Source organism: Rhodococcus sp. JVH1 (genome assembly GCF_000280725.2).
In the GTDB taxonomy this organism is placed as follows: domain Bacteria; phylum Actinomycetota; class Actinomycetes; order Mycobacteriales; family Mycobacteriaceae; genus Rhodococcus_F; species Rhodococcus_F jostii_A.
Window position 1 is genome coordinate 1,083,402 of record NZ_CP166289.1, and the last position, 20,203, is coordinate 1,103,604.

Genomic DNA, 20,203 nt, shown 5'->3' on the forward strand with positions numbered 1-20,203 from the left:
CCCTGATCCGGGTGTCAGGCGCCCGACTCGACGGGGCGTCCGGACTGCATCCACGCGGACGTCCCGCCCGCGACCGACACGGCGTTGATCCCCCGCGCGTTCAGGTACTCCGCCGCCTGCAGGCTCCGGCCGCCCACCCCGCAGATCACGTAGACGACCTCGGCTTCCGGGATCTCGTCCACGCGCGCGACGAACTCACTGAGCGGAATCAGCGTCACACCCGGCACCCGCGCCTGGGCGTACTCGTCGGCCTCGCGCACATCGATGACGGGGGCACCCGACGCCAACGCACCGTCCAGGGCATTCAGGTCGACTTCGATCATTGCGTCTTCGCCTCTTCTCGTTCCGGCGCCGGGCCCGGCGGTGGGCCGGCCGGCCTGTTGTACATCCGGCGCAGACGGTACGCGCCGTACACGACCAGTGCGATGACGGCCACGAAACCGAACCAGGGAATCAGCGCCCCCACGACCACGGCACCGCCCTTGATCGCAGACAGCAGGGCGTGCCAGCCCGCCACGAGACCTTCCCAGAAGTTGTCCGGACCGGGACTGGGCTGCTCGGCATCCGTGGCGGTGACGTCGATCATGAGCGTCGCCAGTGCCACCTGGTCGCTCAGCGACCGCTTCTGAGCGGTGAGGCTGTCCAGTTCGCCCTGACGCTCCGACAACGCCCTCTCGGCCTCGATCAGATCCGCGGTGTTCGCCGCCGACGTGATGAGCCCCTGCAGCCGGGTGACGGACGCCGTCAACGCGCCGATCCGGGCGTCGAGATCCTGCGACTGCATCGTCACGTCGCTCTTCGTGACGCTGACGCTGGTGACCTTGCCCAGTTCCCGCAGATCGTCCAACGTCTGCGTGAGCGAGTCGGCGGGCACCCGGATGGTCAGGGAACTGCTCGCGTCCTGGTCGTCGGAGCCCGGCTGTTCGGTGAGCTGGTCGACGCGTCCGCCCAGATCGTCGACCTTGTCCACGATCTGCCTGCCGACCGCCACCGGGTCGTCCGCGGTGAGCGCGACCTGACCGGTGATGATCTCCTGGCGGTCGGTGGGCGCCTGGTCCTTCGCGGGTTGCTGTACCGCGCCACCGATTTCCATCTGGCTCGAGTCCCCGGGTGTCGGGGCGAGCGACGGTTGGGAGGAATCACTGCCGGAACCACCACACCCCGCGAGCGCCAGCGAAGCCACGACGATCACCGACACGACGTATCTCCTCATGTCCGAATGCTAGCGGTGCCTGCTCACCTGAAGTCCCTGGATTTGGCGGACACCCGCAAATCCATCAGCTGCAGCCGATCCGCCACCACCGTCACCGCCCCCTCCGCGTTCTGCACCTTGCCGCGCACCAGCAGTGCGGGCGCCGTGTTGGCGAGCTTGCGGTACTTCGCCCACAACCCCACCGAACACACCACGTTGACCATCCCGGTCTCGTCCTCGAGGTTGATGAACGTGACCCCCGCGGCCGTCGCCGGGCGCTGCCGGTGGGTTACCGCCCCACCCACCAGAACCCGGTCGCCGTCGGGAACATCGAGCAGGCCCGCCGCCGGGATCACCCCCAGCGCGTCGAGTTGCGGGCGCAGGAACTGGGTGGGGTACGTGTCCGGTGACACCCCGGTGGCCCACACGTCCGCCGCGGCCAGTTCGAGATCGCTCATCCCCGGCAGGGTCGGCGCGCGGGTGGATGCCCCGATCCCCGGCAGCCGGTCGCGGCGCTCCCCCGCCGCGGCGCCCGCCGCCCACAACGCCTCCCGGCGGGACAACCCGAAACTGTCGAGAGCACCTGCGGTAGCCAGCGATTCGGCTTGCGCCGTACTCAGTTCCACCCGGCCGGTGAGGTCGAGGAACGACGTGTACGGACCTCCGTCGCCGCGGGATTCGACGATCCGCTCGGCCAGCGCGGTCCCGATGTGCCGCACCTCCCCGAGCCCGAGACGCACCTCCGTCCCGCCCGCCTCGACGGTGGCGTGCGCGAGACTCGCATTGATGTCCGCGCCGTGCACCGGCACCCCGTGCCTGCGGGCGTCGGCCACCAGCGACTGCGGCGAGTAGAACCCCATCGGCTGCGCCCGCAGCAGACCGGCGCAGAACGCCGCCGGGTGATGCAGCTTGAACCACGACGAATAGAACACCAGGGCGGCGAAACTCTGCGAATGACTTTCGGGGAAACCGAAATTCGCGAAGGCGTACAGCTTCTCGTAGATCCGGTCGGCCACGTCGTCGCCGATCCCGTGCAACTCCCGCATGCCCTGGTAGAGCCGCCCCCTCAGCCGTTCCATCTTCTCGGGCGACCGCTTGGACCCCATGGCCCGGCGGAGCTGGTCGGCCTCGGCCGGGCTGAAACCCGCGACGTCGACCGCCATCTGCATCAACTGCTCCTGGAACAGCGGCACACCCAGCGTCCGCTTCAGCGCCTTCTCCAGGGACGGGTGGTCGTAGGTCACCGGTTCGAGCTTGTTGCGGCGGCGGATGTACGGGTGCACCGATCCGCCCTGGATCGGACCGGGACGGATGAGCGCCACCTCCACCACCAGGTCGTAGAAATTCCGCGGTTTCAGCCTCGGCAGGGTGGCCATCTGGGCCCGTGACTCCACCTGGAACACCCCCACCGAGTCCGCCCGCTGCAACATCTCGTAGACGGCTTCCTCGGAGAGGTCCAGCTGCGCCAGATCCACCTCGATCCCCTTGTGCTCGGCCACGAGGTCGATCATGTAGTGCAGCGCGGAGAGCATGCCGAGACCCAGCATGTCGAACTTCACCAGACCCACCGCCGCGCAATCGTCCTTGTCCCACTGCAGAACGCTGCGGTTCTCCATACGCGCCCACTCCACCGGGCACACGTCGGCGATCGGCCGGTCGCAGATCACCATGCCGCCCGAGTGGATGCCGAGGTGCCGCGGAAACCCCTCGATCTGGGCGGCCAGTTCGAGGACGGCGGGCGGAATGTCGGTGCCGACCTCCTTCCCGATGCCGCCCCAGCGGCTGACCTGTTTGCTCCACGCGTCCTGCTGCCCCTGCGAGAAACCCAGCGCCCGGGCCATGTCCCGCACCGAGGACTTTCCGCGGTACGTGATGACGTTCGCCACCTGCGCCGCGTACTGGCGTCCGTACTTGGCGTAGACGTGCTGGATGGCCTCCTCCCGCCGATCGGATTCGATGTCGACGTCGATGTCCGGCGGGCCGTCGCGTTCGGGCGAGAGGAAACGTTCGAACAACAGCTTGTTGCGGACGGGATCCACGTTGGTGATGCCGATGGCGTAGCAGACGGCGGAGTTGGCCGCCGAACCCCTTCCCTGGCAGAGAATGTCGTTGTTCTTGCAGAACGACACGATGTCGTGGACCACCAGGAAGTAGCCCGGGAAGTTCAGCCCGGTGATGATGTCCAGTTCGTGCTCGATCTGCCGGTAGGCCTCCGGCCGGTCCGCAGGCGCACCGTAACGTCGGCGGGCCCCGTCCATCGTGAGCTGCCGCAGCCAGCTCGCCTCGGTGTGCCCGTCGGGCACGTCGAACGGTGGCAGTTGCGGCGCGATGAGCCGCAGGTCGAACGCACACTCCCGGCCGAGGTCCGCGGCACCGCGGACGGCTTCCGGGTACGCGGCGAAGAGGTGCGCCATCTCCTCACCGGACCGCAGGTGCGCTCCCCCGGCGGGCGCCAGGTGCCCGGCCGCGTCGTCGAGGCTCTGCCGGGCCCGGACGGCGGCCATCGCCATGGCCAGTCTCCGGCGCGGCGGTCCCGCGAAGTGCGCCGCCGTGGACGCGATCACAGGAAGTCCGTGCTGCTGTGCGAGTTCGGCGAGGGAGGCGTTGCGCTCGGCGTCCTCCGCGATGCCGTGATGGGTGAGTTCCACCGTGACCCGGTCGGCCCCGAACCGGTCGATCAGCTCCCGCAGCCGGGCGGCCGCGGCGTCCGGGCCACCGTCGGCCAGCGCCTGACGCACATGCCCCTTCCGGCACCCGGTCAGGATCTGCCAGTGCCCCCCGGCCGCGTCGGTGAGACGGTCGAGGTCGTAGCGCAGCTTGCCCTTCTCCCCGCCCGCGAGATGGGCCGCCGCGATCTCCCGGGAGAGCCGCCGGTACCCTTCCTGGCCTCGCGCCAACACCAGCAGGTGCGCGTCGTCCAACGTCAGTTCGGACCCGAACACGGTGCGCATGTTCAGTTCCTTCGCCGCCTCCGCGAACCGGACCACACCGTAGAACCCGTCGTGGTCGGTGAGTGCGATGGCCTCGAGACCGAGCCGGACGGCCTCCTCCACCAACTCTTCCGGCGGGGAGGCGCCGTCGAGGAAACTGAACGCCGAATGCGCGTGGAGTTCGGCGTACGGAACGGTGGAGCCGGCCCGCTCCTGCGGGCCCGCCCGGTACTCACCCCGCTTGCGAGACCACGCGGGGCTGTCGCCGCCGTCGCCCGGGTACAGCGACTCCGGGCTGACCCGCCCCGGCCTGCCCGACAGGACGCGCTCCATCTCGGACCACGTCGGCGGACCGTTTCCCCAACCCATCTGGCACACCTCTTCATGTCGCGCACGTGCCGTGCCGAAACCATGGAAGATGCCGCTGGGGAAGACGCATCATTCGAACGGGAGTTCGAACGCTGTCAGTCTGCCATCACACCCGCAGACCGGTCAACGCGGGCCACCCGGACTCACGTCACGAGCGCGGCCAGACCTCGCAGACGGTCCTCGGCCGGCCTCCTCGGGCAGCTCACACACTTGCCCGACCCGGGGGTCTCGTAGATCAAGCAGCACGACGCCCGCTGCGTGAACCGGCGTGACAGTGCCCCGGCCCGGACCTCGACGAACCGCGGGTCCGGCAGCACCGCACCGACGCGGCGGAGTGCGTCCACCAGCCCCCGGGCGAAGATGCTGCCGCGTTCGCGATCGCCGCACGCCGTTCCCGCGTCGAGTGCCCGGTTGGCGATCGAATCCGTCGTGATCGCCCACATCGCCGCCTGCCGCACCCCGGACGCCGCGGCGAGAGCGTCGATGATCGGCGTCAGCGCCGCGGCCAGCTCGGACGCCAGCTCGGACAGCCCCTCGGTGACCGGCAGTGCCGACGACGCGGTCAGGCCGCCGAGATACCCGTCGTCCCGCAGGAATGCCACGGCGTCGACGAGCCGAGGCCGGGCGGCGACCCCGGTGACGAGCGCGGTCGCGATCGGAATCCCGGTCAGTGTCGAGCTGGCCGAGTACCACCACAGGGTGCCGTTGACCCGGGGATCGTCGCTGCCCCACCGCCGCGTGTCCGCGACGCGGTCCGCGAGCCAGCCGGGATCGGTCAGGCGCACGGCCGGGAACGAGGAGGCTCCGGGTTGCCCGATCTGGTCGGCGATCATCGGGACGCGGCGGGCGGTCAGCTCGTACGCACGCCGCAGTTGCTCATCCATCGGCCAACCCCAGGATCTCCATCGACAGCCGCGGCGCCGACCGCACGACGGCGCGGATGCCGAACACCCCGCCGAGCACGGTGTCGTCCAGCACGTCGGCGGGCGGACCGGTGCTGATCACCCGTCCATCGTGCATCACGGCCAGCGTGTCGCAGAACTCGACGGCCAGCCGGAGGTCGTGCATGGTCACGACGATCGCCAGACCGTCGCACGCGAGGTCACGCAGCAGGTTCATCACCGTCAGCTGATGCCGCAGGTCGAGGTGGTTGGTGGGTTCGTCGAGCAGCAGGACTCTCGGCTGCTGCGCGAGCGCCCGGGCGATCGACACCCGTTGACGCTCCCCACCCGACAGCGCCTGGACGTCGCGACCCGCGAGTTCGGCCAGCCCGACCTGACGTATGCACGTCTCGACGATCTCACCGTCGGCGCCGGTCGCCCGCTCGAACCAGCCCCGGTGCGGGATGCGTCCGAGCGAAACGGATTCGCGCACGGTCAGTCCCGCGGACACCCGCGGCTCCTGGGTGCTCGCCCCGATCGTGCGGGCCAGTTCCCGCCGGCCCAGATCGGCGGTGTCCGTTCCGTCGACGACGACGGCGCCCCCGGTCGGGGTGAGCGCGCGGTAGCAGCAGCGCAGCGCGGTGGTCTTGCCGGAACCGTTGGGCCCGACCAACGCCAGCACCTCCCCGGGGCGCACGGAGAAGTCGATGCCGTGCAGCACTTCCCGCGACCCGAGTTCGGCGCGGACACGTTGCAGGCTCAGCGCGGTCACTGTTCGGCCCTCCGATACTGCCGGTAGAGCATCCACACGAAGATCGGCGCTCCCACGAGCGCGGTGACGACGCCCACCGGGACCTCGATGCTGTGCGCGACCGACCGCGCGGCCGTGTCCGCCGCGACCATCGCGATCGCGCCGAGGAATGCGGCGACGGGCAGCAGCCTGACCGCCCGGGCGCCCACGACGTACCCGGCCAGGTGCGGCACCAGCAGACCGATGAAGCCGATGCCGCCTGCGACGGACACGGCGGCCCCGGCCAGCATCGACACACCGAGCAACTGCACGACGCGGAAGCGTCGCACGTGCATGCCGAGGGCGGCGGCGCCGTCGTCTCCCGCCTGCAGCAGGTCGATTCGGCTCGCGCTCAGCATCATCGCAGCCCCGACCGTCGCGAGTGCCACGGCCGGGAAGATCGCCGTCGACCAGCGCGAGTCGCCGAAACCGCCCGCCAGCCAGTGCATCACCGAACTCAGTTGATGCTCGTCCGCGACGACCAGGATCGAGAACGTGATGAGGGCCGAGAACACCTGCGCCGAGGCGACCCCCACGAGGATGACGGCCGTCGGCTGCGGATACCGTCCGCCGATCGCCAGCGACAGGAACAGCGGCACCATCGCGCCCAGGAACGCCGCGACGGGGACGGTGAACGCGCCGAGCGCTCCCACCCCGAGCCCGAGCACCGTCACCACCACCACGCCGAAACCGGCACCCGAGGACACGCCGAGCAGATAGGGGTCGGCCAGTGGATTGCGGGTCACCGCCTGCGCCACGGCGCCTGCCAGGGCCAGCGCCGCACCGACGGCTGCCGCGGTCAGCGCCCTCGGCAGCCGGGAGTCGAGGACGATCGACTCCCGCGCCTGTGACCACCAGGACTCGAATGCGCCGGGGGCCACGCGGTGCGCGACGATCGCCCACACGTCGCCGACCGGGATGCGCACGGAACCGAACGACACCGCGAGGCCGACGACGAACAGGGTCGTCAGCGCGAGCGCCACCATCAGGCCCGCGAAACCGAGGCGTGCGCGGGCCGGGTGCGGTGCCTGCGCCGGCGGTGCCGCGCGTGCTGCGGTAACGGTCATCGCGCGCCGACGACGTCCGGATGCAGTGCCCGCGCGATCGTCTCCACCGACCGCACCAGGCGCGGGCTCTCGAAGAAGTCGTCGAGCGGCACCACCACGAAGCGGCCGGCCTTCACGGCGGGTGTCGTCGACATGATCGGGTGCGACTTCAGGAAGTCGATCTTCGCCCGCGCACTCGTCGTGCCGTAGTCGAGGACGACGATCGCCTCCGGGGCGCGTTCACCGATGATCTCCCAGGTGGACTTCGAATACGGCTTCTCGCCCTCGGCGAAGAGGTTGGCCGCGCCCGCGTGGTCCGCGATGAGCTGGCCGACTCCCACACCGCCGATCGTCAGCGGGACGTCCTCGCCGGAATCGTAGAAGAACGTCGGAACCGGGGCGGCGCCCGCGATCTCGTCGCGCACGGCCTGCAACCCGGACGTCACCCGGTCGGTGATCGCCCGCGCCCGGTCCGGGACTCCGAGGATCTCGCCGAGCTGCTGGTAGTCGCTGCGCAGCAAACCGATGTCCGGGAAGCCGTGCCCGCAGTACTCGGAGAACAGGAACGTGGGAATGCCCTGGTCGCCGAGGGATTCACGCGACCGCCCCTCCTTCTCGTCGAATGCGCTCCGCATTCCGCCGACCACCAGGTCGGGGTCGAGGTCGAGGATCTGCTCCCGGGTCGGGTACTCCTTCGCGAGTTTCGGGATCTTCCCGAAGGAGTCCGCGAACTCCGGCAGCGGGGTCGCGTCGCCGTACCCTGTGCCGACGATGCGGTCGCCGGCCCCCATCTCGATCAGCACCTCGGTGACGTGATCGTTCATGCTGACGATGCGCTGGGGCGGGGCGTCGAACGTCTCCGTTCGATCGCAGTTGGTGACGGACACCGGCTCGGCGAAGGATTCGGCGGAAGCGGTCTGCCCCACGGACTCCCCGCGCGAACAGCCGGCGACCACCAGCGCGGCCACCGCGAGCGTGACCAGACCGGTACTTCTGAACAACTGACCGTGCATGTAAACCTCATTGCGGCTCAGAGCCACGAATGAGAAGTCAGCAGACGCCGGTGCGGCGCCTGCAGGACTCCGCTTCGTAGACCACGACGAAAAGGATGTCGCACACCCCACGCCGGGTAATCGGGCTCGCCACCGAAAGGATCTGGTGGCCTACCGTTGCGGGTCAGCGCCGGATTCGGACCGGCTTCCCCCGTGCGTGTGGCTGCAAGTGCGATGCCGAGTATGCACGATTTGCCGGGAGCCGCATCACACCCCCGTCGGTGACACCCCGATCCGCACTACAGTCGGCAGTCGCAGCTGCCCGCCCCCGACACGCCGGAGATGACGCATGACACGTTGGGCCTCGACCGTTGTTTCACGCAAATGGTGGGTCCTGAGCCTCGCCGTCGTCGCCGTTCTGGTGAGCGGCCTGTGGGGCACCGGTGTCTTCGCGAAACTCAGCTCGGGCGGGTTCACCGATCCCGGTAGCGAATCCGCGGAGGTGGCCCGGATCGTCCAGGACAACCTGGGTCCGCAGACACCGGACATCATCGCGATCTACACCGCACCCGACGGGAAGACCCTGGACGACATCGGCCCCGAGGTGACCGCGAGTCTCGACCGGTTCGCCGCCGAGGTGCCGACGTATTCGGTGACGTCGTACTGGACCGCGGACGCGGCGAGGAAGCAGCTGATGGTGTCGGAGGACGGCACCAAGGCGTCGGCCGCGATCACCGTCGACCCGGACGCCGGGATCACGGCCGCCACGTTCGACGACCTGCTGCCGAGGCTCGAGGTGGAGGGCATCGACACCGAGTTCGCGGGCAATTCGGTGGTGGGTGTGGCGTTCAACAACCGGCTGCAACAGGACCTGGTGCTGGCCGAGGCGATCGCGCTCCCGATCACTCTCGTGCTGCTGGTCTTCATCTTCGGCGGACTGGTGGCCGCGGCCGTTCCGGTGTTCGTCGGGCTGCTCTCGATCTTCAGTGCCCTGGCCACCCTGCGCCTGCTGACCCTGTTCACCGATGTCAGCTCGTTCGCGATCAACGTGGCGTCCCTGCTCGGCCTGGGGCTCGCGATCGACTACGGCCTGTTCGTCGTCGGACGTTTCCGCGAGGAACTCGAGTCCGGCGCCGACGTCGCCGAGGCGACCCGGCGCACCGTGCTGACCGCGGGCCGCACCGTGCTGTTCTCCGGTCTGCTTCTCGTGTGCGCCTTCTCGGGCATGCTCGTGTTTCCGCAGGACGTGATCAAGTCTCTGGGGTTCGGTGCGATGGCCGCGGTCGCGAGCGCGGCGCTGCTGTCGCTCACCGCGGTTCCGGCGCTGCTCGCGATCCTGGGGCATCGCATCAACGCACTGACCTGGCACAAGGACGCTTCGCAGCGTGGGGAGGTTCGCGCCCGCAAGTTCTGGGGCTCCGTCGTCACCTGGGTGATGCGGCGGCCGGTCGCCATCGCGGTCGGCATCGTCGCGGGGCTGCTGGTCCTCGCCTCGCCCCTGCTCAGCGCGTCGCTCGGCGAGGTCACGTACACGGCGCTGCCGGAGAACGACCCCGCCCGCATCGCCACCGACACTCTCACCACCGAATTTCCGACCACCGGAAACGGCGCCACCCTCATTCTCCGGGGCACCGACGGCACCGCCCCGACCGCGGCCGACGGTGCCGCGGTTGCCCAGGCCGCCGGCCAGGTGGAGGGCATCGGGGCGGCCACCGTCGTCGCGTCCGGCAACGAACTGGTCGCCGTCCAGGCCGTCTACTCCGAGGGTGTCACCACCGACGACCAGAGCGCGGCGGTCGATGGTCTCCGCGCCATCACGCCACCCGAGGGAACCGAACTCCTCGTCGGCGGCGGCCAGGCGACCGTCGACGACGGGAACGCGGCGATCGTGCACTGGATGCCGGTGATGATCGCGATCATGGTGGGGTCGACGCTCGTGCTGCTGTTCCTGGCGTTCGGTTCGGTGGTGCTGCCGATCAAGGCGGTCGCGATGGCGGGGCTGAGCCTCGCCGCCACGTTCGGTGTGCTCACGTGGATCTTCGAGCTGGGCAACGGCGCGAGTCTGCTCGGGGTCAGTCCGGCACCGCTCGAGGCGACGTTCGTGGTCCTCATCCTCGCCGTGGTCTTCGGCCTGTCGACCGATTACGAGGTGTTCCTGATGTCACGGATGGTCGAGGCGCACGAGGCAGGCGCGACCACGGAAGAGGCGGTGCGCTTCGGCACCGAGCGCACGGGCCGCATCGTGACGGCCGCGGCGCTGCTGCTCGTGGTGGTGACCGGAGCGTTCACCATCTCCGGTCTGTCGATCATGCGGTTCCTCGGTGTGGGGATGATCGTCGCGCTCCTCGTCGACGCGACGGTGGTTCGCATGCTCCTCGTTCCGTCCCTCGTGAAGCTGATGGGCGAGGCCAACTGGTGGGCTCCGGCCTGGATGAAGAAGGTGCACGCCAAGGTGGGTCTGGGCCACTAGTGCATTATCTTACTTTGGAGTAAGTTCGGGTCATGGCCACCTACCTCGTCACCGGCGGAACCGGCTTCCTGGGTCGGCACGTGCTGCCCCTGATCCTCGACCGCGATGAATCAGCCGAGATCCACGTCCTCGTCCGGCGCTCGTCCGTCGCGCGGTGGGAGGCGCTCGTCGACGGCATGCCGTGCGGCGAACGCGTGCATCCGCTGATCGGCGACCTGACCGAGCCCGGCCTCGGACTCACCTCGGCGCCGGCGGCCGACCACGTCCTGCACCTCGGCGCGATCTACGACCTCACGGCGGGCGACGAACAGGCCACCACGAACGTCGACGGCACCCGCTCGGTGATCGCACTGGCCCGGGAATTGGATGCGACGCTGCACCACGTCTCGTCCATCGCCGTCGCGGGGGATCACGAAGGTCCGTTCAGGGAAACCGATTTCGATCTCGGGCAGGGTTTCCCCACCCCGTATCACCGCACCAAGTTCGAGGCGGAGAAGCTGGTCCGGGAGGCCGACGGCCTGCGGTGGCGCATCTACCGCCCCTCCGCGGTGGTCGGCAGTTCGGTCACCGGCGAGATGGACAAGATCGACGGCCCGTACTACCTCTTCCCCGCCATCGCGGCGCTCGCGAAACTCCCCGCGGCCCTGCCCGTGGCTGTCCCGCGGATCGGATCGACCAACGTCGTCCCCGTCGACTACGTGGCCGCGGCCATCGTGGAGTTGATGTCGGCACCGGGACGGGACGGCCGGACGTTCCATCTCGTCAATCCGCGCCCCCAGCCGGTCCGCGAGATCTACGCCGCGCTCGCCGAGGCCGCCGGTGCACCGCATCCCGCGGCCGGACTACCCGGCGGACTCGTCCGCCCCTTCCTCACTCCCACCCCCGACTCGGCCCTCGACACGGGCCGCAAAGTGGTGCTCGGCGCCCTCGGCATCCCGCCCGTGCTCGTCGAGAACATGACACTGCCCACGGTGTTCGTGAACGACGACACCCGGGAGGCGCTGCGCGGCACAGGCATCGACGTCCCGCGGTTCGCGTCGTACGCCGACAGGCTGTGGTCGTACTGGCGCGAGAACCTCGACCCGGACCGAGCGCGCAGGCCCCACCCGGCCGGACCGCTCGTGGGCAGGCACGTGGTGATCACCGGGGCGTCGTCCGGCATCGGCCGGAGTTCCGCGATCGCGACGGCCCGCAAGGGCGCGAAGGTCATTCTCCTCGCCCGGCGCACCGAGGAACTCGACGCCGTGGTGGCCGAGATCCGCGCGGCGGGCGGCGACGCCTACGGCTACCCCTGCGACATCACCGACGACGAGTCGGTCGAGCACACCGTCAAAGCCGTTCTCGCCGAACACGATCACGTCGACATGCTCGTCAACAACGCCGGCAGGTCGATCCGGCGGGGCCTCTACCACTCCACGGACCGGCTCCACGATTTCGAGCGGACCATGGCCGTCAACTACTTCGGCGCGGTCCGGCTCGTCCTCGCCTTCCTCCCGCAGATGCGCGAGCGGCGGTTCGGGCACATCGTCAACATCAGCAGCGCCGGGGTCCAGGGCGCGACGCCGCGGTTCGCCGCCTACGTCGCCAGCAAGTCGGCCCTCGACGGCTTCACCGACGTCGCGGCGTCCGAAACCCTCTCGGACGGAATCACGTTCACCACCATCCACATGCCACTCGTCGAGACGCCGATGATCGCGCCCACCGGCCGGTACAACATCGGACCGATCACCTCCCCGGAGAAGGCGGCGGCAATGGTCGTCCGGGCGCTGATCGAACGCCCCAAGCGCATCGACGTCCCGACCGGCACGCTCGGGGAACTCGGCCACGTCTTCGCACCCGCCGTCAAGGATCGCGTGATGCACCAGATGTATCGCATGTTCCCCGATTCCCCGGCGGCGAAGGGGCAGAGCACGGACGACGCGGCGCCGGCACCTCAGCACACACCGGAACCCAGGCACCACACGTCGTCGGTGCTCGGCCGCGCGGCCCGGAAGGTCGGAAGGCTGGTGCCCGGCACCCACTGGTGACCGAGTCAGGGGGCGAGGGCGCGAACTCCGGTGGCGACGACGGGTCGCACCGGCTTCGGCGCCGCCCCGCAACTCGCCGGCCGGGGCGGCAGCTCCCGCTGCTCCAGGTCGACCACCCAACGGCGTCCGTCGCGATGCGCGACAACCGAATTCGCGTCCACCGTGAGCTCGTCCGCGGCCGCGTCCACGAAATCGCGGACGGCCAGTTCCGCCACCTGCCCCGGCGCGTCCCAGCAACTGCGGCCGCGCAGCCCGGTCGGGTACACCTCGCCCCGGGCGGCGGCGCGGACCGCGTCGACACTCTCCTGCGTCGACAACCGGCCGTAGGTGTAACCCGTCGGCAGCAGGATCAGCGAGGGAGCGAACCGGTGCCCACCCGTGTGCGAGCACTCCCACACCGCGTCCCCGAACTCCGCGGCCAGGCCGGCCGCGACCGGCCGCCCGAGGACGGCGCAGCACTGATCCCTTTTCCCGTGCGCGCACACCAGCACGACCGGGTCCGTCACCGGTGTGCCCAGACCGGGCGCGGTCCCCGCGATCAGCCCGAGGTCCAGGTCGAGCAGGTCTTCCGGAAAGGCGATCTCGAGCCGCTCGCACCACGACCGCGTGGGGTGCGACTGCGCCAGCAGCACCGTCCGCCGATCCGGGTCCGCGGTGCTGCGGCCCGGCCGGCGGATGAACATGACCCGCACCCCGGCCGCGTCGGCGCGGGCGTCGAGCTCACGGGCCAGATCCGGTCCGAGCGCGGTGCCGTCGAGCACGTCCCGGCCCCACGCACCCGGGAACTCCAGGCACACCCAGCCCGCGACATGCGCAGCGGTGCCCGCGAGAGGTTCGTCGGTCGCGGACAGAGCGGAGCAGGTGGCGGTGATCGTGTCAGGCACGGTGCCATTGTGTCAGCCGCGAAAATCGATCACTCATGGAACTTCCTGCGCTCCGACAACTGCTGGACGAACTTCTCGATGCGGCGGGCACGTGTCTCCGGGCGGGTGGCGTCCTGCAGGCGGTAGTAGACGGCGTACCGGTTGTGGCTGTCGAGCGTCGCGTAGAAGGCCTCGGCCTCGGGGTTCTGCGCGAGGGCGTCCAGGAAGTCCTGCGGTATCGCCGCCGCCTTCTGTCCCGCGTACGCGCGGTCCCAGCGGCCGTCGGCCCTGGCCCGCTCCACCTCCGCCGCGCCCGCGGGCTCGAGGAGACCGGCCTCGGCGAGTTTCTCCGCGAACTCCCGGTTCCGCTTCGACCACGGACTCCGCGACGACCGCGGGGTGAACCGCTGCACGAAGAAGTCGTCGTCGACGCGGCGGACCTGGCTGTCGATCCAGCCGTAGCACAGCGCGACCTCGAGAGCCTGGTCGTAGTTGATCGACGAATGCGCCGACCCCTTCTTGGCCATCTTCAGCCAGATGCCCGGTGAGGAGTCGTGATGAGCGCCGAGCCACTCCCGGAACTCGGCCTGCCCGGAGAAGTACTCGACGCTGAGCTCGGCAGCACACATGTGCCCGAATCTAGCGGGAGAACAGCTTTCCCGCCCAGACCCGGACGAATCCCTGGGACAGATATCCGAGCGTCCCGAGCGCCAGCACCCATTTGGTGACGCTGACCGCACTGGTGGTGCGCACGGTCGCGTCTGTGATGTGCTCGCGATGAGACAGCAGATACAGCCCGACGACGTTCTCGGCGTAGTCGCCTGCCGCAGAGATCACCGGGGCCGCCGCCAGCACTTTCTGCGTTCTCGCCGAGAGTGGTGTCAGCTCCGCCAGACGTAGTGCGCCCGTGCGCAACGCGACCGCGTAGATCACGGGATGGACGAAGTCCGGGTAGTAGTGGCTGCGGTAGCGCGCCCTGTCGGCGGCGGACATTCCGTCGAGGATCGCCGTGTAGGACCGGGCGGACCGGGCGGTCTGGATATCGGCGAGCCGGGGTGCCACCGGGCCGAGCAGCCGGATGATGTTCGCCTGCGAGATCACGAATGCTGCAGACCAGCCGAGGAGTCTGCGGTCGAGTGCGGTGAGCGCCATGAGCCGATCCTGCCATCTCCCACCGCGACGCGTGCCTCAGCCGGCGGCCTCGGACATCGCCTTGGCGTCCTCCTCGCCGAACTTCTCCTCGAGGGCCTCCGGTGAATAGTCCAGATCGATCTCCTCGACCGGGCGGCCCCGCGCAGACTCGATCGCCCCCAGCCGGCGCTGCGCCCGGTCCGCGGCGTACGCGATGAACTCCTGGTCGTCGAGCCCGTACGGCTGGACCTCGAATTGCTTGTTGACCCAGTCGATCATGCCCAGTGCCAACGGCATCAGCTCCGCCATCCGCTCCTGGACGACACCCCAGTTGCTGTCGTCGGCGGCCACGTGCCGGCGACAGGTGAACGTCCCCCACGCCATGTGGCGTCGTTCGTCGTCGCCGATCCTGCGGACGAGTTCCTGCATGCCCGGCAGGATCCCGCGCGTCGTGCACACCTTCTGCCAGGCGTAGTACCCGGTGAGTGCGAGACTGCCCTCGATGACATGGTTGTAGGTGACGCTGGCCCGCACCTGATTGACCGGACTGGGATCGGTCTCGAGCACCTTCAGCGATCCCGGCAGCTCCTCGTAGAACAATTGCCGGTAATACGGGTTCTCGGCGACGAAGGGATGCAGGTCGCGTGTCAGGCCCACCGCGTCCATCCACAACCGGAACACCTGGGTGTGCTTGGCCTCCTCGAAACAGAACTGCGTCAGATACATCTCGTCCCCGAAACGCCCCTCGGCGGCCATCGCCTTCATGAACGGCTGGATGTCCTCGGTGACCGCTTCCTCACCGGCGATGAACTGTGCGACCAGATACGTGGAGTTGCGCTGTTGCTCCGAGTTCAGCCCCTCCCAGTCCTCCGCGTCCCGGCTGAAGTCGAGGTCCGTGGGATTCCAGAACTTGGCGTTGCCCTTCGTGAACAGCCGCAACGGGAACGCGTCCCAGTTGAGGCCCCCGGCGCGGAGCGAGCTGAACCCTTGCCTGCCGGGCGCATAGGGGCGTCCAGGCGTGAGTGTCGACATCGTTGGCCTTCTTCCGGACGTGCGGAAGACGTCGTCGGACGCCCCGCGGCTTCGGGGTGCTCATCGTGACAACCGGCCCGTTCCGAGCCCCCGCTTCGGTTCCCACGCTAGTCCTGTCGACGCCGTCGCGGTTTACATTTCGGGACTTTTTGTCAGCTCGTCTCGAGCTTCGTCAAGAACGGCAGGACCGCCGCCGCGAAGTCGTCGTAACGGTCGCGGTGAATGCTGTGCCCGCTACGGAACACCACCACCCGGCAGTTCGGTATCGCCGCCACTGCGGACTCGAGTCTGCGCGGATCCACCATTCCGCCCAGACCGCCCCGCAGGATGAGCGTGTCGGCCTCGATGTCCGGCAATCTGTCCCACCACAACGGATCCGGGCGGCGGAACTGCTCGAGCGCCGAGCCCGTCATCGACCGGTCGAACGCGAACGCGGCCCGCGGATGCCGGATCAGGCTCGTCGTCGCGTGCCACAGTTCCGGCAGCGACGGCAGCCGATTCGCGAAAACCTGTTCCGGGTCACCGGGACGCAACGGGAGCGGGGCCTCCTCGATCACCAGCCGGCGAACCAGCCCGGGCCGGGTCTGGGCCGCGAGCGACGCCGCATGACCACCGAGCGAATGCCCGACGAGATCCACCCGCGTCAGCCCGAGGTTGTCGCACACCTCCACCACGTCGGCGCCGAACTCCTCGAAAAGGTACGACGCGGCGCGGGCACTGCGACCGTGCCCCCGCAGATCCACGACGAGGACGCGGCGCCCGCGGGCGACGAGTGCGCGGGCGAAGCGGTCCCAGGTGCCGCCGTCACCGCCCATCCCGTGCACCAGAACCACCGGCACGGGATGGACGCCCGACGTCCCCGGCACCGAGGACTCGCCGCTGTCCCGGTAGGCGATCTCGATACCGGCGCGCGTCGGGGTAGTCCTGCTCGTCTCCACGAGAATCCAGACTAGCGACCGCCACGGACTACCCGCCCGACCCGTACGGGCGGGTGATGATCTCCAGATAGTGACCGGACGGGTCGAGGAAGTAGACGCCCCGCCCGCCGTCGTTGGTGTTGATGGTGCCCGGCAGCGTCTGCCGCGGATCCGCCCAGTGATCGAGCCCCCACTCGACGATCAGACCGTAGATCCGGTCGAAGTCGTCCTCACCGACGAGGAACGCATAATGCTGCGGCGGGAATTCGACCGGCGGTTCCGCGAAGTCGAGAGACACCCCGTTGTCGAGGGCGACCGCCAGGAAATGGCCGGCAGGCACGGCGTCCGGCAGTCCGAACAACGTGGTGAAGAATGTCGCCGACTCCTGCTTGTTCTTGGCAGCGACAATCGTGTGGTTGAAAGAAATGGTCACAGTCGACCCTTTCGAGGTATGCCACGACCCGACGATGCGGCCGTGGCCGGCCTCCATGCCTGACGCTGTCCGCCACCGGCACGCGACCCTCTGCACAGCAAAGCATTTCGAACGGTCGGTTCGCAAGACAGGTCGCCGGGTGGGTTACGCCGCCCGTCCCACCCGATAACGCAACGTGACCACCCCGGAGTCGTACCCCTTCGACTCCAGCAACGTCAGCGCATGCATCCCGGTGTCCTCGTCGAGGAGCCTGCGGCCGTGCCCCAGCAGGATCGGCACCACGTGCAACTGGATTTCGTCGACCCGCTCGGCGGCGAGCAGTGCCCGCGCGAGGGTGATGCTCCCCCAGACGATCATGTCGCCACCGGGCTCCTGCCGGAGGTGCTGCACCCGCTCGACGGCGTCGCCCGGCCACAGCTGCGCCGGCTCCCGATCCCCCCACGGGGCGCTGTCCAGCGTCGAGGAGAACACGAGTTTCGGGATCGAGTTGACGGCCTCGGCCACGACCTCACCCTGCGCCTGTTCGGTGGGCCAGTAGTCCGAGAACATCTGATACGTCTTTCGCCCGAGCAGGGCGAGGTCCGTGTCGGCGAGCAGACGGAGGTTGTATCGGTCCACCTCACCGTAATCCGGCACCGCATCGAAGAAGTCCAGCTCGCCGGACCGTCCGGCGACGAACCCGTCGAGGCTCGTCAATTCCTGGACGACGATCCTGCGGTGCGGTGCGTCCCGCTCCGTGTCACTCATAGATTCCCTCCACCGACCAGCGGCCTGCCGTGCAGATCACCAGCAGCGCCCGCGACTCTTCCAGCAGCACCTGGGCCCGGGCCGCCGTCCGGGCGGCCGGAGGGTCCCACCACCGCTCGTCCACCGGCCACGGTCCGGCCCATCCGCACACCGCCCACTCTCGGCTCCCCCACCGCAACCGCGCGGGAGGCGCGCTGAACACACCCCGTTCCGTGACCGTCACAGCCATACCCCGCTCGTCCGACATCCACACCTCCGGATACGCGGTCAGCACCGCGGCAGGCGCCGGTTCCGGCAACGTGCCCGGCCACGGCTCCGACGGATCGTTGCGCGGAATCAGCTCGTCGCCCAACGGCAGCAACGTGATGCGCTCCGCCGGGCCCCGCCCACCGCTGAGGACACCCACCTGCACGGCTTCCCCGCCGAGCAGACCCTGCACCCGCACCAGAGCCCGCCGGGCCCGCTCGTCCCGGTCGCCGACCCCACCCCACAGTCCCAGCTGCAGGGCGCCGGCGGCCACCACTTCCACCGGTTCGAGCCGCAGGACGGCGATACCGGCGGTGGGCCGCTTCTCGCTGCGCCCGGTCAGCCACCCGTCCAGCTGCCACCGCACCCGGTCCGCCGTCGCCTCCGGCGTCAACGGTTCCGCGCACCTCCAGATTCGGGACAGTTGCTCACCGTTGCCGGTGCTCGCCGAAATCGACAGCCGGGTGCAGGCCACCGCGGCGTCCGACAGTGTGCGATGAAGCTTCTCCGCCAGCGCACGCCCCGCGAAGGCGGCGGCGTCGACCCGTTCGATGACGGGATCGCACCGTTCCTCGACCTCCAGGTCGGGAGGCAGCGACCGGCCCGACGGCGGACGCTCCGGTTCACTCCGCGCAGCGCGATGCGCCAGCACCGCATCGGTTCCGAACCGCGACGCCACATCGCCCGCCGACAGCGCGGCGAAACTGCCGATCGTGCGCAACCCGAGCCGGTGCAGCAGATCGACCAGCTCACCGCGATGGGGTGCCGCGAGGCTCGGCTCGGCGGCCAGTTCCCGCATCGGGAGCGGCGCCAGGAAGGCCGTCCCCTCACCGGGCGGCACGAGAGTTGCTCTGCGCGCGGCGATCACGGCCGTGGACAGCTGATCGGCGATGCCGACCTGGCACTCCACCCCCACCGCCGACACCTGGTCCACCAACCGCTCCGCGGCGGCTTCCTCCGAACCGAAGTACCGGGCGACACCGCGAGCGGACAGCACCACCAGACCGGGTCGCAGCACCTCGACACCGGGCGCCACCGCGTCGACGGCCGAGGCGACCGGCTCGAACAGCCGCGCGTCGCGGTCGGGATCGGCGGTCACCACGTGCAACCGGGGGCACCGGGCCTGGGCCTCGCGGCGGCGCAGGCCTCTGCGCACCCCGTCCGCGCGGGCCGGTGCCGAGCAGGCGATCACCCGATTGCCCGACGTCACCGCCACCGGGTGAGTCGGCGGGAGGTCCGCGGCAGCGGCCGCCGCGACCGCGGGCCAGTCGGGGCACCACAACGCCAGCACCCGGCTCACAGACCCACCACCTCCACCGGCGCCGGGAAGGGGGCGACCTCGAGGGGCGCCACCGGTTCCGGTGCGCTCACCCATTCCACCCGGCCCTGCGCCGACCGCACGTCCAACCGGGTGGTGCGCGGCTGGAACGACCGCCCCCGGGCGCACACCGCCAGGCTGAGGGAACGCAACCGCCCGCATCCCCGGTCCTGAGATCCGTTGCCCAGTCCGGCGTAACCGTGCACCCGGGCTTCCAGCCGCATCTCCGCGCCGTCCCAGTGCCCGTCCGTGACGACCAGGGTCGACCCCTTGCTCCGGGCCCGGGCCACCACCGCACGCGCCCGGGACGGCGCCACCGACGCCCCACCCAGTCCGAGCACCACCAGATCCATTCCGTCCAGGAGCACCGCGGCGATCTCCACCGGATCGGCGCCCGGATCGGGGATCAGGGCCAGCCGTTCCAGCTGCGCCCCCATCTCGACCGCTGCCAGCACCCCGAGCCGGGGATGTCCGATCACCGCGACGTGTCCGCCGCCCGCGGTCACGGACGCGACCAAACCCAGCAGGAGCGAGGTGGCACCCGACACCGACACCACCGAACCGCGCACCAGCCCGCCTCGGGGAAGGAGCTCGGCCAGCGCAGCCGGAACCGGAAGCACCCCGGCGGCATGGGAATCGGGCGCTGCGGACGTGCCCGTCGTGGGGAGCGCACTCTCCACCGGGGCGCGGCTCGCCACCGATTCACCGCGCGCGGGAACAGCGGCCATCCGTCGTCGGAGGTAGTCCAGACGCTCCTGCCGGGACAGCCCGGACAACTCGGGAGTCCCCGGCACCGGAAACCCCGGCTCGCCGGCCACT

Annotated in this window: 18 protein-coding genes and 1 riboswitch; of the genes, 2 read left to right on the top strand and 16 right to left on the bottom strand. The window is 69.8% G+C overall.

All coding sequences use genetic code 11. The annotated features are described in order from the left end of the window. Positions 1-14: 14 nt before the first annotated feature. From JVH1_RS05175 to JVH1_RS05205, 7 genes are all read right to left on the bottom strand, one after another. Entirely contained in the window at positions 15-323 is a 309-nt protein-coding gene (locus JVH1_RS05175; RefSeq protein ID WP_005257071.1) for a rhodanese-like domain-containing protein, read from the bottom strand. Next, a complete protein-coding gene (locus JVH1_RS05180) occupies positions 320-1,213 on the bottom strand; it encodes a DUF4349 domain-containing protein (RefSeq protein WP_029539465.1) in 894 nt (297 codons plus the stop codon). The genes JVH1_RS05175 and JVH1_RS05180 overlap by 4 nt, the downstream gene beginning before the upstream one ends. A gap of 23 nt (positions 1,214-1,236) precedes the next feature. Next, entirely contained in the window at positions 1,237-4,491 is a 3,255-nt protein-coding gene (locus JVH1_RS05185) for an error-prone DNA polymerase (RefSeq protein ID WP_009479438.1), read from the bottom strand. A gap of 143 nt (positions 4,492-4,634) precedes the next feature. Next, positions 4,635-5,375 carry a (2Fe-2S)-binding protein gene (locus tag JVH1_RS05190; RefSeq protein WP_009479437.1) on the bottom strand — a complete coding sequence of 247 codons (741 nt, stop codon included), beginning with the start codon at positions 5,373-5,375 and terminating at the stop codon, positions 4,635-4,637. Next, the gene (locus tag JVH1_RS05195) at positions 5,368-6,144 is read right to left on the bottom strand and encodes an ABC transporter ATP-binding protein (protein ID WP_009479436.1); all 777 of its coding nucleotides are present in this window, start codon (positions 6,142-6,144) and stop codon (positions 5,368-5,370) included. The genes JVH1_RS05190 and JVH1_RS05195 overlap by 8 nt, the downstream gene beginning before the upstream one ends. After that, a complete protein-coding gene (locus tag JVH1_RS05200) occupies positions 6,141-7,229 on the bottom strand; it encodes an iron ABC transporter permease (protein WP_009479435.1) in 1,089 nt (362 codons plus the stop codon). The genes JVH1_RS05195 and JVH1_RS05200 overlap by 4 nt, the downstream gene beginning before the upstream one ends. After that, positions 7,226-8,221, bottom strand: a complete 996-nt coding sequence (locus tag JVH1_RS05205) for an ABC transporter substrate-binding protein (RefSeq protein ID WP_009479434.1) — start codon at positions 8,219-8,221, stop codon at positions 7,226-7,228. Before JVH1_RS05205 ends, JVH1_RS05200 begins: the two co-directional genes overlap by 4 nt. Before the next feature lie 93 nt (positions 8,222-8,314). Continuing rightward, positions 8,315-8,449, bottom strand: a riboswitch (cobalamin riboswitch). A 100-nt stretch (positions 8,450-8,549) separates the two neighbouring features. Between JVH1_RS05205 and JVH1_RS05210 the strand changes: the two genes are divergently transcribed. Both JVH1_RS05210 and JVH1_RS05215 read left to right on the top strand, forming a co-directional pair. Beyond that, positions 8,550-10,670, top strand: coding sequence for an MMPL family transporter (locus tag JVH1_RS05210; protein ID WP_009479433.1), 2,121 nt, complete (start codon positions 8,550-8,552; stop codon positions 10,668-10,670). Between the two features lie 32 nt (positions 10,671-10,702). Next, a complete protein-coding gene (locus tag JVH1_RS05215; RefSeq protein WP_009479432.1) occupies positions 10,703-12,697 on the top strand; it encodes an SDR family oxidoreductase in 1,995 nt (664 codons plus the stop codon). Positions 12,698-12,702: 5 nt separating this feature from the next. Here JVH1_RS05215 and JVH1_RS05220 read toward each other — a convergent pair whose 3' ends face one another. The 9 genes from JVH1_RS05220 to JVH1_RS05260 all read right to left on the bottom strand — a co-directional run bounded on the left by JVH1_RS05220 (position 12,703) and on the right by JVH1_RS05260 (position 20,202). After that, entirely contained in the window at positions 12,703-13,581 is an 879-nt protein-coding gene (locus JVH1_RS05220) for a sucrase ferredoxin (protein WP_009479431.1), read from the bottom strand. A gap of 29 nt (positions 13,582-13,610) precedes the next feature. Further along, complete coding sequence (locus JVH1_RS05225; protein WP_009479430.1) at positions 13,611-14,189, bottom strand: YdeI family protein; 579 nt, start codon at positions 14,187-14,189, stop codon at positions 13,611-13,613. Positions 14,190-14,199: 10 nt separating this feature from the next. Next, positions 14,200-14,712: a hypothetical protein gene (locus tag JVH1_RS05230; RefSeq protein ID WP_009479429.1), complete on the bottom strand. Its 513-nt coding sequence runs from the start codon at positions 14,710-14,712 to the stop codon at positions 14,200-14,202. Positions 14,713-14,748: 36 nt separating this feature from the next. Beyond that, positions 14,749-15,723 carry a R2-like ligand-binding oxidase gene (locus JVH1_RS05235; RefSeq protein ID WP_009479428.1) on the bottom strand — a complete coding sequence of 325 codons (975 nt, stop codon included), beginning with the start codon at positions 15,721-15,723 and terminating at the stop codon, positions 14,749-14,751. A 152-nt stretch (positions 15,724-15,875) separates the two neighbouring features. After that, positions 15,876-16,661, bottom strand: a complete 786-nt coding sequence (locus JVH1_RS05240) for an alpha/beta fold hydrolase (protein WP_009479427.1) — start codon at positions 16,659-16,661, stop codon at positions 15,876-15,878. Between the two features lie 28 nt (positions 16,662-16,689). Continuing rightward, positions 16,690-17,073: a VOC family protein gene (locus tag JVH1_RS05245; protein WP_011598190.1), complete on the bottom strand. Its 384-nt coding sequence runs from the start codon at positions 17,071-17,073 to the stop codon at positions 16,690-16,692. Positions 17,074-17,217: 144 nt separating this feature from the next. Further along, complete coding sequence (locus JVH1_RS05250; RefSeq protein ID WP_009479425.1) at positions 17,218-17,820, bottom strand: dihydrofolate reductase family protein; 603 nt, start codon at positions 17,818-17,820, stop codon at positions 17,218-17,220. Continuing rightward, the gene (locus JVH1_RS05255) at positions 17,813-19,366 is read right to left on the bottom strand and encodes a DNA polymerase Y family protein (protein ID WP_009479424.1); all 1,554 of its coding nucleotides are present in this window, start codon (positions 19,364-19,366) and stop codon (positions 17,813-17,815) included. Before JVH1_RS05255 ends, JVH1_RS05250 begins: the two co-directional genes overlap by 8 nt. Then, positions 19,363-20,202: a hypothetical protein gene (locus tag JVH1_RS05260; protein ID WP_029539466.1), complete on the bottom strand. Its 840-nt coding sequence runs from the start codon at positions 20,200-20,202 to the stop codon at positions 19,363-19,365. Before JVH1_RS05260 ends, JVH1_RS05255 begins: the two co-directional genes overlap by 4 nt. Position 20,203: the final 1 nt, after the last annotated feature.

What these genes read in the sequence shown, in the direction of transcription:
- JVH1_RS05235 (WP_009479428.1), bottom strand. Translation starts at nt 15,723, where the DNA reads ATGTCGACACTCACGCCTGGACGCCCCTATGCGCCCGGCAGGCAAGGG.
- JVH1_RS05250 (WP_009479425.1), bottom strand. Translation starts at nt 17,820, where the DNA reads ATGAGTGACACGGAGCGGGACGCACCGCACCGCAGGATCGTCGTCCAG.
- JVH1_RS05190 (WP_009479437.1), bottom strand. Translation starts at nt 5,375, where the DNA reads ATGGATGAGCAACTGCGGCGTGCGTACGAGCTGACCGCCCGCCGCGTC.
- JVH1_RS05230 (WP_009479429.1), bottom strand. Translation starts at nt 14,712, where the DNA reads ATGGCGCTCACCGCACTCGACCGCAGACTCCTCGGCTGGTCTGCAGCA.
- JVH1_RS05225 (WP_009479430.1), bottom strand. Translation starts at nt 14,189, where the DNA reads ATGTGTGCTGCCGAGCTCAGCGTCGAGTACTTCTCCGGGCAGGCCGAG.
- JVH1_RS05180 (WP_029539465.1), bottom strand. Translation starts at nt 1,213, where the DNA reads ATGAGGAGATACGTCGTGTCGGTGATCGTCGTGGCTTCGCTGGCGCTC.
- JVH1_RS05210 (WP_009479433.1), top strand. Translation starts at nt 8,550, where the DNA reads ATGACACGTTGGGCCTCGACCGTTGTTTCACGCAAATGGTGGGTCCTG.
- JVH1_RS05200 (WP_009479435.1), bottom strand. Translation starts at nt 7,229, where the DNA reads ATGACCGTTACCGCAGCACGCGCGGCACCGCCGGCGCAGGCACCGCAC.
- JVH1_RS05185 (WP_009479438.1), bottom strand. Translation starts at nt 4,491, where the DNA reads ATGGGTTGGGGAAACGGTCCGCCGACGTGGTCCGAGATGGAGCGCGTC.
- JVH1_RS05215 (WP_009479432.1), top strand. Translation starts at nt 10,703, where the DNA reads ATGGCCACCTACCTCGTCACCGGCGGAACCGGCTTCCTGGGTCGGCAC.
- JVH1_RS05205 (WP_009479434.1), bottom strand. Translation starts at nt 8,221, where the DNA reads ATGCACGGTCAGTTGTTCAGAAGTACCGGTCTGGTCACGCTCGCGGTG.
- JVH1_RS05175 (WP_005257071.1), bottom strand. Translation starts at nt 323, where the DNA reads ATGATCGAAGTCGACCTGAATGCCCTGGACGGTGCGTTGGCGTCGGGT.